Annotated in this window: 10 protein-coding genes and 1 tRNA gene; 6 read left to right on the plus strand and 5 right to left on the minus strand. The window is 50.2% G+C overall.

Features of this window, described 5'->3' with window-relative positions; genetic code table 11:
- Nucleotides 1-233 precede the first annotated feature (233 nt).
- Nucleotides 234-3,542, plus strand: coding sequence for an efflux RND transporter permease subunit (locus PJF56_RS03290; RefSeq protein WP_283761217.1), 3,309 nt, complete (start codon nucleotides 234-236; stop codon nucleotides 3,540-3,542).
- 112 nt (nucleotides 3,543-3,654) lie between these two features.
- Here the strand turns inward: PJF56_RS03290 and gyrB are convergent, their stop codons facing one another.
- Nucleotides 3,655-5,577, minus strand: a complete 1,923-nt coding sequence (gyrB, locus tag PJF56_RS03295) for a DNA topoisomerase (ATP-hydrolyzing) subunit B (RefSeq protein ID WP_283761218.1) — start codon at nucleotides 5,575-5,577, stop codon at nucleotides 3,655-3,657.
- A gap of 131 nt (nucleotides 5,578-5,708) precedes the next feature.
- On the opposite strand from gyrB, the gene miaA reads away from it, so the two are divergent.
- Nucleotides 5,709-6,635 carry a tRNA (adenosine(37)-N6)-dimethylallyltransferase MiaA gene (gene miaA, locus PJF56_RS03300; RefSeq protein WP_430540869.1) on the plus strand — a complete coding sequence of 309 codons (927 nt, stop codon included), beginning with the start codon at nucleotides 5,709-5,711 and terminating at the stop codon, nucleotides 6,633-6,635.
- A 34-nt stretch (nucleotides 6,636-6,669) separates the two neighbouring features.
- On the opposite strand, the gene PJF56_RS03305 is transcribed toward miaA, so the two are convergent.
- The 3 genes from PJF56_RS03305 to PJF56_RS03315 all read right to left on the minus strand — a co-directional run bounded on the left by PJF56_RS03305 (nucleotide 6,670) and on the right by PJF56_RS03315 (nucleotide 8,587).
- Complete coding sequence (locus PJF56_RS03305; RefSeq protein ID WP_283761220.1) at nucleotides 6,670-7,914, minus strand: glutamate-5-semialdehyde dehydrogenase; 1,245 nt, start codon at nucleotides 7,912-7,914, stop codon at nucleotides 6,670-6,672.
- Between the two features lie 20 nt (nucleotides 7,915-7,934).
- Nucleotides 7,935-8,354 carry a hypothetical protein gene (locus tag PJF56_RS03310; RefSeq protein ID WP_283761221.1) on the minus strand — a complete coding sequence of 140 codons (420 nt, stop codon included), beginning with the start codon at nucleotides 8,352-8,354 and terminating at the stop codon, nucleotides 7,935-7,937.
- 161 nt (nucleotides 8,355-8,515) lie between these two features.
- Nucleotides 8,516-8,587, minus strand: a tRNA-Gly gene (locus tag PJF56_RS03315).
- 48 nt (nucleotides 8,588-8,635) lie between these two features.
- On the opposite strand from PJF56_RS03315, the gene PJF56_RS03320 reads away from it, so the two are divergent.
- The 3 genes from PJF56_RS03320 (at nucleotide 8,636) to PJF56_RS03330 (ending at nucleotide 9,755) form a co-directional block, all read left to right on the plus strand.
- Nucleotides 8,636-8,959: a nucleotidyltransferase domain-containing protein gene (locus tag PJF56_RS03320; RefSeq protein WP_283761222.1), complete on the plus strand. Its 324-nt coding sequence runs from the start codon at nucleotides 8,636-8,638 to the stop codon at nucleotides 8,957-8,959.
- Nucleotides 8,956-9,327, plus strand: a complete 372-nt coding sequence (locus PJF56_RS03325; RefSeq protein WP_283761223.1) for a HEPN domain-containing protein — start codon at nucleotides 8,956-8,958, stop codon at nucleotides 9,325-9,327. The genes PJF56_RS03320 and PJF56_RS03325 overlap by 4 nt, the downstream gene beginning before the upstream one ends.
- Nucleotides 9,328-9,434: 107 nt before the next feature.
- Complete coding sequence (locus PJF56_RS03330) at nucleotides 9,435-9,755, plus strand: hypothetical protein (protein WP_283761224.1); 321 nt, start codon at nucleotides 9,435-9,437, stop codon at nucleotides 9,753-9,755.
- A 287-nt stretch (nucleotides 9,756-10,042) separates the two neighbouring features.
- On the opposite strand, the gene PJF56_RS03335 is transcribed toward PJF56_RS03330, so the two are convergent.
- The gene (locus tag PJF56_RS03335) at nucleotides 10,043-11,896 is read right to left on the minus strand and encodes a TolC family protein (RefSeq protein WP_283761225.1); all 1,854 of its coding nucleotides are present in this window, start codon (nucleotides 11,894-11,896) and stop codon (nucleotides 10,043-10,045) included.
- Between the two features lie 190 nt (nucleotides 11,897-12,086).
- Between PJF56_RS03335 and PJF56_RS03340 the strand changes: the two genes are divergently transcribed.
- Nucleotides 12,087-13,232, plus strand: a complete 1,146-nt coding sequence (locus PJF56_RS03340) for a DegT/DnrJ/EryC1/StrS family aminotransferase (protein ID WP_283761226.1) — start codon at nucleotides 12,087-12,089, stop codon at nucleotides 13,230-13,232.
- Nucleotides 13,233-13,306 lie beyond the last annotated feature (74 nt).

Consider the following 13,306-nt stretch of genomic DNA (forward strand, 5'->3'; position numbering starts at 1 on the left):
CGCAGGACTTGCGGTGTCAGTCTGTGGAGCGAGTGTAAGACCAGAGCAGAGTAAATCTGTGAAGGCAACTGCTATGAAGCAGAAACCTAAATTGTGAGATTTAGGAATCACCGTCCTTCTAGGGCGGTGAGGATGTCAAAAGAAAATTGGGTTGACCAAGACTCAAATGTACCGGTTTGGCTGCGGTTCTCCCATTCCCCATTCCCCCTTCCCTATTCCCCATTCCCTATCCTATGAGCCGAGCTAACTTAAGTTTAAGCGCGATCGCCATTCGTCGGCATATCGGAACCCTGATGCTCACCATTGCGGTGATTGTCGTTGGGTTCTTTGCCCTCAGTCAGCTCCCGGTTGACCTGCTTCCTGCTATCACCTATCCTCGGATTGGGGTGCGTGTTGATACCCCTGGCATCGCGCCGCAAGTGGCGGTTGATGAAGTCACTCGCCCCCTAGAAGAAGGGCTTTCCGCCACTGAGGGGGTGGTACAAGTGTTTTCCGAAACCCGCGAAGGTCGCGTTTCCCTCAATCTCTATTTTAATCCCGGTAGTGATATTGACCAAGCCCTCAATGATGCCACGGCTACCTTAAACCGCACGATTAACCAACTGCCGGACGATCTGGAACCGCCGCGCATCTTTAAGTTTGACCCCTCCCAACTGCCGGTGTATGAATTTGCCCTCACTTCTCCCCGATTGCAAGGAGTGGATTTACGGGTGTTTGGGGATCAAGAATTGGCGCGGGAGCTGACGGTTGTCCCTGGGGTGGCTTCCGTGGATGTGTCGGGAGGACTGCAAGAGGAAATACAGGTGAATCTAGACCTGAAACGGATGACGAGTTTAGGCATAACGATTGACCAGGTTTTAGATAATTTACGCGATCGCAACTTAGACAGTTCGGGGGGACGGCTGCGAAACATCCCTACAGAGAGCCTTACCCGTACCATCGGTCGCTTTGAAAATGCCCAGGATATCCTCGATCTCTCCTTTGATCTCGACGGTTCCCCCTCCTCTCGTCAAGTCTATTTGCGGGACTTTGCCCAAGTGATTGATGGCACAGAACGGCAACAGGTCTTGGTTTCCCTGAATGGGATTCCGGCGGTTAAAGTGAGCGTGCAAAAACAGCCCGAAGCGAATACGGTGCAAGTCGTTGATGCTGTGAAAGCCAGGATTGAGGAGATGCGCTCCGGGGGCATCATTCCCGATGATATGATTTTGACCCCCACCTTGGATGAATCCCAGTTTATTCGCCAATCAATTCGCAATGTGATCATCGCCGGATTAACCGGATCGGGTCTAGCGGCGATCGCCGTTCTCCTCTTCCTGGGTTCCCTACGGCAAACCCTGATCGTCGTCCTCGCCATTCCCCTAGCCACCCTCACCGCGACTATCCTCATGTTCGCCTTTGGTCTCTCCCTCAATGTCTTCAGTTTGGGAGGACTGGCTTTAGGGGTGGGAATTGTGGTCGATAACTCCATTGTGATGTTGGAAAATATGGTCAGCCAACATCAGTCTCTTCGACTCCGCTCAGAGACCAGTCCTCGACTGCACTCAGATCGTCCCCTGAGCGGAGTCGAAGGGGACACCTTAGATTTAGATCCCCCTAAATCCCCCTTAGAAAGGGGGGCTGGGGGGGATCGAGATCTGCCCATCTCACCCTATCTAGAAGCACAAAAAGCCGCCAGTCAGCTCGAATCAGCCCTCTTAGCCTCCACCTCCACCAACCTAGTGGCCGTCTTACCCTTTGTGCTAATTGGCGGCTTCTTCTCCCTGCTCTTCAATGAACTGATCCTCACCATTAGCTTTTCCGTGGCGGCCTCGATGATTGTGGCCTTAACTGTCGTGCCCATGCTCACCTCCCGATTATTGCGCGTGCGTAGGTCAAGCGGCTTAGACCAGATGGGGCCCTTACGCTGGTTTAACCAGCAGTTCCTGCTGATTACAGGGGGCTATGGACGGATATTAAGGGGGGTGATTCGGCTGCGAATTCTGGCGATCGCCTTAGCCGTGCTGATTCTCGGTTTTGGCAGCGTTCGCCTCGCGTCAGAAATTCCCCAGGAACTGCTGCCCCAAATCAACACCGGACAAGCCCGTTTATTCGCCCAGTTTCCCCCTGGAACCAACCTCGAAACCAACCAGAAAGTGATGGAAGCGGTGGATCGGGTTTTGCTAGAGCAACCGGAAACCGAATACGCCTTTACCACCACCGGCGGATTTTTGTTTGCTAATCTCACCATTGCCAACTTGCTACGCTCTAGTAGCACCATTACCCTGAAACCCGACAGCAGTATGCAGACGTTTGTGGAAAATGTGCAACGCCAACTCAATGACCTGAATTTGGTCAATATTCGGCTGCGCTTGTTTCCCGATTCCGTGCGCGGCTTAATCTTGAATAATTCCCCGGTGCGCGGCGATATTGATTTAGCTATTTCTGCGGCCTTGGGCCCCGATGGCATTGAAGATCCGGATATTCTGGCTGGGGCGGGTCGCCAAGTTCTGCAAGCCTTAGATGAAAACGTGACCTTAGCCCAATTTCGCCCGGATGCTGACCCCTCGCAACTGGAAGTGCAAATCCGTCCTGACTGGGAAAGAATGGCGGATTTTGGGGTCACTGCCCAGGAGTTAGGGGAAACCTTGGAGACGGCCATATCGGGAACGGTTCCCACGGAGCTACAACGGGGGAATCGGCTGGTGGATATCCGCGTACAGTTGGATGACCAGGCTCTGCAGAGCGTGGAAGAACTGCGGCAAATGCCTTTATTTTCACAAAACAGTGGTTCGACTACGCTCACCAACCCCCGCCCCATTCGTCTACAAGATATAGCCCGTTTGGATAAGGGAACTGCTCCGGCAGAGATTCAACGCATTAATGGGCGATCGGTATTTTTGATTGTGGGCCGTTTGAGTCAGGGCGCGAGTTTAAGTGATGCTCTAGCAGAAGTGGAAGCGGCTTTAGAGAACTTGGAACTGCCCCCAGGGGCGCGAGTTCTGCCGTCGGTTGCGGCTGAGTCGAATCAACAATTACAAGAGTCTATTGTTGTTCTCGGCGGTTTGGCGGCTTTCCTGGTGTTTGTGGTGATGGCGGTTCAATATAATTCTTTGATCGATCCCTTGGTGATTATGCTCACGGTTCCCCTGGCTCTGGCGGGGGGAATTTTAGGATTGTACCTGACGGAAACGGCGATCGGGGCTACGGTGTTAGTCGGTGGCGTTTTATTAGTCGGAATTGTGGTCAATAACGCGATTATTATGGTGGAACTAGCCAATCAAATTCGCGCCGAATCCGGACTCGATTATCGCAGCGCCATTTTAAGGGCTGCTCCCCAACGACTGCGCCCGATTTTAATGACCACCATTACCACCGTTTTAGGCTTATTTCCCTTAGCCGTCGGTTCAGGAGAAGGGGGAGAATTCTTGCAACCGTTAGGCGTGGTGGTCTTTTCGGGTTTATCCTTGGCAACCCTGTTAACCTTGTTTATGATTCCCTGTTTCTATGTGCTGCTGCACGAAGATATCGGCGAAAAATTGTTGAGATTGCCGAAAAATTGACATACAGCGCGAAGCGCTGTATCAATCGATTGAGAGAGTGCGGGCATCTTGCCCGCTAGAGAAAGTCAGCGAGCAAGATGTTTGTCTTTTCCGCGAATCCCAAAGCGCTGTATTAAATATCCAAGTCAGCCAGGTTTAATTTGGGCCCGTAGGTTTCGATAAATTCGCGACGGGGAGCGACGCGATCGCCCATTAACACGGTAAAAATACGGTCTGCCTCTGCTGCATCCTCAATTTCCACCCGTTTCATCATCCGGGTTTCTGGGTTCATGGTGGTATCCCACAACTGAGCGGGCATCATTTCTCCCAACCCTTTGAACCGTTGGATGTTGTAATTGGCGTTATCGGGAAATTGGCGAATTTGCTCTTGCAGTTCGCGATCGGTATAACAATAGTAGTGCCGTTTGCCGCGCTCCAATTTGTACAACGGCGGACAGGCAATATAAATATAGCCTTGATCGACTAAATCCCGTTGATAGCGATAGAAAAAGGTTAACAGCAGGGTACGAATATGGGCCCCGTCTACGTCCGCATCAGTCATAATTACCACCCGATGGTAGCGTAACTGCTCCGCATTAAACTCTTCGCCCTTAATGCCTAAACCCAATGCGGTAATCAGGGATTGGATTTCATTATTTTTGTAGATCTTGGCATCGTCCGTTTTCTCGATATTCAAGATTTTACCGCGCAAGGGTAAAATTGCTTGAAAGCGGCGATCGCGCCCCTGTTTGGCTGAACCCCCTGCACTATCTCCCTCCACCAAAAAAATCTCCGATTCCGACGGATCTCTCGTACTACAATCGGCCAATTTACCCGGCAATGTGGAACTTTCCAACACCGATTTCCGGCGCACCAACTCCCTGGCTCGACGAGCCGCTTCTGCCGCATTAAACGCCTGAATTGCCTTTTCCAGAATCGCATCCCCCACGGCGGGGCGAAACTCCAAAAACTCATTTAAATACTCGCCCACCAGGGAATCTACAATGCCTCGGACTTCCGTATTTCCCAGTTTCGTTTTCGTCTGCCCTTCAAACTCCGGATCGGGAACCTTCACCGAAACCACACCGGTTAAGCCTTCCCGGATATTTTCCCCGGCCAGATTAGCATTATTTTCCTTCAACTTATTCCGTTTGCGGGCGATCGCATTCATCGTCCGCGTCAGCACCGTTTTCAACCCCTCCAAATGGGTTCCCCCATCAATGGTGCGAATATTATTAGCAAAGCCCAACAAATTATCCGAATAGGCATCCGTACACCACTGAAGCGCCACCTCCACCTGCACATTATTCTTCTCGGCATTCATATAAATGATTTCTTCATGCAGAGCGGTTTTTTCCCGATTAATATAGGCCACATATTCTTGAATGCCCCCATCATACTTGTAGCTCTCCACTTTCGCCGGAGTCAATCGATGGTCAGAAAACGTAATTTTCACCCCAGCATTCAGATAGGCCAACTCCCGCAACCGACGGGCTATGGTATCATATTCAAACTCAATCCCCGTGGTAAAAATCTGCTCATCCGGACGAAAATCAACCGACGTTCCCGTAAGCCCTTCGTCTTGCTTCGTCTTGATCAGCTCCGTCACCGGAACCCCCCGTTCGTAGCGTTGGGTATGGCGTTCTTTTTCCCGATAAACCGTCACTTCTACCCATTCCGAAAGGGCATTCACCACGGAAACCCCAACCCCGTGCAACCCTCCAGACACCTTATATCCACCGCCGCCAAACTTACCGCCCGCGTGCAACACGGTCATTACGGTTTCCAAAGCGGACTTTCCTGTGCGAGGATGGATATCGGTGGGAATACCTCGCCCATCATCGGCAACCGAGACGGAACCATCGGCATTGAGGTCAACTTCAATGTGGGTACAATATCCTGCTAAAGCCTCATCGATGGAGTTGTCCACCACCTCGTACACTAGATGATGGAGTCCTCTAGGGCCGGTTGAACCAATATACATTCCGGGTCGTTTCCGAACGGGTTCCAATCCTTCAAGAACTTGAATCTGCTCGGCGCTATAACTACTGGTCATGTGAAGCTATCTCCTGGTGTGCGGGCTATAAACGACCCGGTGAGCTAGTAAACGACAAAATACTCCAAAATTCTAGCACAAAAGGGTTAGAGACGGTACTAAGGCAATTTTATAAGAACTTTATGAGGGGGATGCACCCAGTGAAACCAGCACTGATTGTGATTTGCGGGCCGACGGCTACGGGAAAATCGGGATTGGCGATCGCCTTGGCAAAGCACTTACAGACGGCGATCCTGGGGGCTGACTCCCGGCAAATTTACCGGGAGTTTGACATCGGTACAGCCAAACCCTCCCCGGATGAACTGGGGCAAGTTCCCCATTATCTAATTAATATCTGCAATCCACAAGACCTATTTACAGTTGCCGAGTATCAAGAGCAAGCCCAGAGCCTAATTGATAGGTTCCAGAACCAAGGTAAAATCCCCCTCTTGGTGGGGGGAACGGGCTTATATATTCGCTCGATCATTGCGGGGATGAAGATTCCGAGGGTTGCACCTCAGCCGAAATTGCGATCGCAACTGCAAGCACTCTCCCAACCCCAATGTTACGCCATGCTGCAACAAGTCGATCCCCAAGCCACGACAAAAATCCATCCCAACGATCGGGTGCGTACCCTCCGCGCCCTCGAAGTTTACTATGTCACCGGCATTCCCATTTCCGAGCAGCAGGGAGAAAACCCACCCAGCTATCCCATTTGGCAAATTGGCTTAGATTGTTTTCAACCCGAACATCTGCAAGCAAGAATTGCCCAACGCACCACTAAAATGATTCAAGATGGCTTAGTCGAAGAAGTCGAAATCCTCTGTGAAAAATATGGCGCTAACTTGCCCTTACTTGACACATTAGGCTATCGAGAAATAAAACAATATTTAGCCGGAGAAATTGATTTAGCCACGGCTGAAGAATTAACCATTCTCCATACCCGTCAATTCGCCAAACGTCAGCGCACTTGGTTTGGAGCCAATGAGCAGATTCAATGGTTTGATTCTGAAGATCCAGAATTAGTGGAAAAGGCAATAGAATGGATTGATACAGCACTTTGCACTGTTATCAGGTAGAATATAACGTGGAAAATGGTTTGTCTATTACCCATTACCTATTACCTTGAATAATGTATTTGACTGTGGTTAGAGCTTCTAAATTAATCAAACCTCGGCGCACTCCTTTTTGATTGGACATGCCTAAAAATACCGTATTGCCTCTGGTGCGATAGCGATAAAACCGGGGACTGGCATTAATGTAGAGTGAAGCGCTGTTAATGCCTAGGGCAAACTGACGACTTTCGTGATAGGATTGGGTGACTAAACAATTGGCATGGCCACTGCTATGGGCATTCATCCAGGCGATCGCCTCATCTAAATTGTCCGCTACCTTAAACGTGACAATTTTTTCCAAGTACGCCTGATTCCATTCCTCCGGTTCTGCGGGTTTCAACTCCTCATATTGAGCCGCTAATTCTGGATCTGCCCTGAGTTCAAACCCTTTTTCCTTCAAAGACTTCCACAAAGAAACCATGGCCGTAGAACTTTGACCGTTTTCAATCAAGACCTTTTCAATGGCATTCACGGGATCGGGTTCGCTGGCGTGGGAATCCAGAATTAAATGACGGACTGTATCTAAACTGCCGGAATTGCCCCAATATAAATAACAATTACCCATGGCCGATCGCAAAACCGGTGCAGTTGCCTGTCGCACCACCTGTTCCACCAACGACGGCCGACCGTAGGGAATCACCAAATCAATCTGCTGGTCTTGCCGAATGACCTCTCGAATGGGAGCGCCTTCTTCTGAAGGTAACAAGATCAACGAATCTTTGGGTAATCCCTCCTCCTCCAATGCCATTTGTAGGGCTTGGGCGATCGCATAATTGGTATGGGAAGATTCACTGCCTCCCCGTAAAATCAAGCTATTGCCCGTTTTTAAGCATAATCCGGCGGCGATCGCCCCCAACTCCGGAAACGCTTCATACACCAAAGCCACCACCCCTAAAGGCATTCGCTGGCAATAGGTTTGTACCTCTTCCACTTGATAGGAAGCGTTCATCACCTCTTGAAGCGGGTCAGGGAACTCTGACAATCTTTGTAAGATTTTAACCGCATGTTGGATGCGCTCCGGGGTTAACTTAAGCCATTCTAAAATCAGCTCTGGAACCGCCATCTCGCGGGACGTTTCCAAATCTAAGGTATTAGCCTCTAACACTTGATCGATAGAGCCATCCAAAACCTCTGCCATCAGCTTCAGGGCGCGATCGCGCAGAGGACTCGGAGTCTTCGATAAAATTAAAGAGGCTTGGTGGGAAGCTCCCACATCCTCCAAAAGGTCATTGGATGAAGTCATGGATCAGTTATCTACATCAATTAAGAAGAGCGTCGATACACCAGCCATTTCATCAGTGCCAGCAACAGGAGTAGCATTAAAGGAATGAACACCCACACCATGATACTCGACCCTGATGGCGCTAACAGAAAATATAAGGATAACCATACAATGGGTAACACTAAAATGACCAACAAACCCACCGGTAAGTAATATTCTTTCCAATCCGAACGGGTTGCTACCCATTGCGTCCCTGTCCAGTACCAGGTTTTCTTGTAGGGAGAACTGGTGGAAACCTGCTGCAAAACATAGCTATTTTCTTCAACCGCAAAAATTTTCTGACAGCGATCGCATCCAAAGGCTTCCGTCAGCAAAATCGGCTGTAAACGACCTTGACAACGACAAGGACAAGGGTAATCATCGGTGTTCAAATCAATTTTTTGAGCTTGTTTGGACTTCACAAGTCACCCTTACTCTAATTTCAGATGAATTGAGATCCTTCTCGATCCTAAACGAGAAGAGGCGATCGGCTCTGATCCTGTTGATTGAAGGCAAACGTTTCCTATTCATCTAGTTTAACCCCAAAGATTAAACTAGATCCTAATTTCTCTTATACTTTCAAAGCGGGTAACGCGATTCGAACGCGCGACATTCACCTTGGCAAGGTGACGCTCTACCACTGAGCTATACCCGCATCACTTTACTAAGCTACACTAAGATCTGGCTCTTGTCAAGGGGTGAGATGAAAAATAAAAATTTAGAAACGATTCTGGCGATCGCTAAACAATGGTTGTACGAGCATTATCAGGATGCTTTGGATACTTTGGTTTTATATGGATCTCAGGCTCGCGGTGATGCCAAAGAAGATTCTGATATTGATATTTTGATTGTCTTAAACAGAACCTTTGATTACCGAGAAGAGATTAACAGGACGAGTGAGTTTATTGCTGACTTATCCCTGGAGTATGAAACTGTGATTTCACGGGCATTTGTGTCGGCGGAGCGTTATAAACAAGAGAATAGCGCTTTCTTTCTCAATGTGCGGCGGGAGGGGATAATTGTATGACTCAGGAGCAAAGGCTACTTTTAGAGAAGGCACGGCGGAGTATTCAGGGTGCGGAGCTGCTCGTAGACAATGGTTTGCCCGATTTGGCAGTATCACGGGCTTACTATGCCATGTTTTATATTGCTTCAGCGTTTATTTTGGGTCAAGGGTTAAGTTTTTCGAGTCACTCGGCGGTTATTAGTGCATTTGGGCGAGATTTTGCCAAAGAGAATGATCGTTTACGGAGTTTCCATCGCGCTCTAATTGATGCTCAAGATCAGAGAAATCGGAGTGATTATAATCTTGATTCGGGGATTGATGATCGAGATGCTTTTACTTTGATTCAAGTGGCCAAGGATTTTATACAAGCTTTTGAGTCTTTTGTTTGAGTCTATCAAAGAGTGAATGTCTGGATTAACCTGCTATTACCCATTACCGCGCGAAGGACTGTAAGCTATTTTAATTGTCAGAAACATCTGTGTGGAGTGCCCGAACCTTGTCTGTAAAATACTTTTTCTTATCAGATGGATGGATTATTGGCCGTGTCTGGGAATTTGGAGGAATTTGGAATGAAGTGGTTTGGCGTAGGAAACCAGAAATTGAGCCTCTCAACATGGGTATTGTTGAGCATCAACAAACCCTATGGCTCTATCGAGTTGAAGAGGCTGTACTCATGGTGGAAGTAAAACCCATGGCTGACTCTCCCACCAACCAAACCATCGGCCAAGTTGTTCTCAAGCGGCTGATTGATGCAGAACAGGTTATTGAGCGGCTTTGTCAAGCAGAAAGCGTTGTCCATCGCTTTTTAGAAGGATAGGGAGATGGGGGAATAGGGGAATAGGGAATAGGGAATGGGCAAGAGGCAATGGGTCATGTCCCCGCGTCCCCGCGTCTCCGTGTCCCCGCGTCCCCGCGTCCCCGCGTCTCCGCGTCCCCGCGTCTCCGCGTCCCCGCGTCCCCGCGTCCCCGCGTCCCCGCGTCCCCGCGTCCCCGCGTCCCCGCGTCTCCGCGTCCCCGTGTCCCCGCGTCCCCGTGTCCCCGCGTCCCCGTGTCCCCGCGTCCCCGCGTCCCCGCGTCCCCGCGTCCCCGTGTCTCCACAGTCCACTAAGGAGTAGGAGCAGCCGGTAGATTACTAATCGCTCGTTGCAGACGAGCCACGGCCACGTTGTAACCCAAAATCGCTTGCACTTGGTTAAATTGGGCTTGGGTGAGGTCAGTTTCCGAATTTATTACATCCGTCTGAGTGCCGACTCCAGCTTGAAAACGCAGTCGAGCCAGTCGCAGAGCTTCTTCCGCTTGAGCTAGACCCACAATAGAGGTTTGGATATTGTCAAACGTAGAGACGAGTTGGAAATAGGCATCTTCAACCTCTAAGCGAATGCGGTTACGGTTATCGGCAAATTGTTGTTCGGCCAGTTCAATTTCTGTTTCTTCTACATCGGCTTGGGCCCGTATTCTCCCCCCATCGTAGAGCGTCCAGTTGAGTTGCGCTCCTAGGGTATAGCCATCCCCAGCGCCTTGGGAGAGTAAGGGGTCATCAAACCATAATTTGAGGGCGTTGTAATTGGCAAATAAGCTCACTTGGGGCTTTAATCCGGCTAACCGGGCATCACGCTGGGCTTGATTGAGTTCTCGTTCGATTAAACGTTGTTCGAGTTCAGCCCGATTTTTGTAGGCGAGAATAACGCTGTCGTCGAGGGACAGTTGCCAACGACCGACGATTTCTACTGGGTCGGCGGCGGATACATCGAGGGTTTGGGGCAGATTCAAGATTTGGGCAAGGGTGCGCCGAGCGGTTCTCAAATCGGCGATCGCCTCTGTTAGTCGTTGCTGTTCATTCGCTACCTGCACTTGTGCTTGCAACACGGCGAACCGAGTCCCCACCCCCGCCACTTCTAAAGCCTGGGCATCCCGTAAACTGCGCTCGGCTTGTCTCAGAGCCTGTTGACGAATCCGCAATTGTTCTGCTGCTGCTTGCAACCGATAATACTGCTCTGCTACATCAAGGCGGATCTGTTCCTCAATCACTTCCACCTGGAGGGCATTAATCTGAACTTGCTTTTCTGCTGCTGTAATGTTGGCCGATCGCAAGCCGGATGTAAGCAAGTCATAGCGCAGTTCTACCGTCCCCGTTAAGGAGTTGGTGGGAGAATCTGGATCGCCCGTCGAGGTGTCTGTATTGCGGGCGCTAATTTCGCTATTGGCGCTTTGAGAGCGTTGCAGACCGGATTGGAAGTTTAGGGTGGGTAACTTCGCGGCTAAGGCTTGTCGGAGTTGGGATTGCGATCGCTCTAACTGAAGCTGAGAGCGCTGTAGATCGATATTATTGCGCCGGGCTAAAGCGATCGCCTGTTTCAGGGTTAACGGTTGAGTCCCTTCAATGGCAACTTCTGAGGGATCGGTAGGAAATAACAGAGGGTTTGGACTCGGATCGAGATAGAGAGGAGCCAGTGCATCCGAGGGACTTTGGGCAACATAAGGAGAAACCAAGGTTTCTGGGAGGGGATTTTGAGTCGGATCGGACGTTAAGGCCCCTTGTAGACGACTCACCCAAGCACTATCTTCTGCTGAGAGCTGTTGGGAATGTTGAGTGGCTAGGGTGTTGAGGGCTTCCTCGGCTTGAGAATTCCCGACCGTTTGGCGATTATCGCCAGCCATCGAATTCTCTAGAGTGCCCAACTCCGAAGCTTGTGCAGGTTCCGAGGGCGTTAAGGGGGTTGTCGCTCCTTCTACCCCATCAACTGGATTAGAGTCTGTAGAGTTCTCCTCTACCTCTAGGGGAGGTTGTGATGAGACCGGTTTTGGGTTCTCCAGAGAGGTCTGGGGTTCAAACGATGGTTCAGGTTGGCTCGTTTCTAAGAGTAGGTCGCTCGCGAAAACCACAGCATTGACGCTAGGATTTATCACGGCGAACGCAGCGCCCACACTCACACCAATAAATTTCCGCAAAGTTGGCATAGTTCCTCAGTTCAATCCACAATCCCAGATCACAAATGTCCTGGCTCAAGCAGAGACTCCATAAGCAGGATACTGTTTTACCTATGAACTTGGCAATCGATTTTCCCTATTCCCTAGAGATTTGCTGGTAGGATAGACCGACATAAGAATTGAGTCTAAAAGTAAAGATTGCAAACTGTGGTGTAAGCGAGTGAACAACATTCCCCCTGTTGATTTAACCCAGCAATACCAAGCGATCGCCTCGGAGGTGGAAGCTGCGGTACTGGAACTTTTGGCTTCGGGTCGCTACATTGGTGGCCCGGTGGTGGAGTCTTTTGAAGAACAGTTTGCCCAAGCGGTGGGTGTGGAGCGTTGTGTGGCCTGTAATTCGGGAACGGATGCTTTATATTTGGCTCTGCGAGCGGTGGGAGTGGGGCCCGGAGATGAGGTGATTACGACCCCGTTTACGTTTATTGCCACAGCAGAAACGATCGCTTTGGCAGGAGCAACTCCGGTATTTGTGGACGTGGAGGAGGAGTCGTTTAATCTGGATCTGTCCCAGGTAGAGGCGGCTATTACTCCTAAAACTAAGGCTATTATTCCCGTACATTTGTTTGGCCGACCGGTGGACATGACTCGGTTAATGGCGATCGCCCAATCCCATCATTTAAGGGTGATTGAAGATTGTGCCCAAGCCACTGGAGCGACCTGGGCCGGTTCTCCCGTGGGCAGTTGGGGGGATGTGGGCTGTTTTAGTTTTTACCCCACTAAAAATTTGGCGGCCTGTGGTGATGGGGGAGCGCTGACCACTCAGGATGGGGCGATCGGCGATCGAGTGCGTCTGTTACGCGATCATGGGCGACGCAGTGGCTATCTTTATGAAGCCACGGGGGTTAATTCCCGTTTAGATGCTCTACAAGCGGCCATTTTAACCATTAAGCTCAAGTATTTAGCCCAATGGAATCAGCAACGGCGAGAAGTAGCCGATCGCTATCATCATCTCTTGGCCTCGGTTCCCGGTATTGTGCTACCCCAAGACCTTGAGGGAGGAGAATCGGTTTGGAATCAATACACCATTCGCATTCAGAGACCACAGGGGCCAGATTCAGAGTATCGAGATCGAGTGCGATTGCGTCTCCGGGAGCAAGGCGCGATCGCCTCTGTTTATTATCCTCTCCCTTTACATCTGCAACCCGTTTATGAAGATTTAGGCTATCAGCCCCAGCAATTGGCGATCGCCGAGCAACTGAGTCAAGAGGTTCTCTCTTTACCCATGTTCCCTGAATTGACCCCCCAGCAACAAGAACGAGTCGTGACTGGCCTAAAAAACAGCTTGTCTAGCGCGACCCACGGGTAATCCCTCATCGGTAAGGGCAAGGGCAAACGCTTCACATTCCTTTACAAAAAAATGAGAAATTTTGAAGTTTCTTG

It is taken from the genome of Roseofilum halophilum BLCC-M91 (assembly GCF_030068445.1).
GTDB lineage: Bacteria > Cyanobacteriota > Cyanobacteriia > Cyanobacteriales > Desertifilaceae > Roseofilum > Roseofilum halophilum.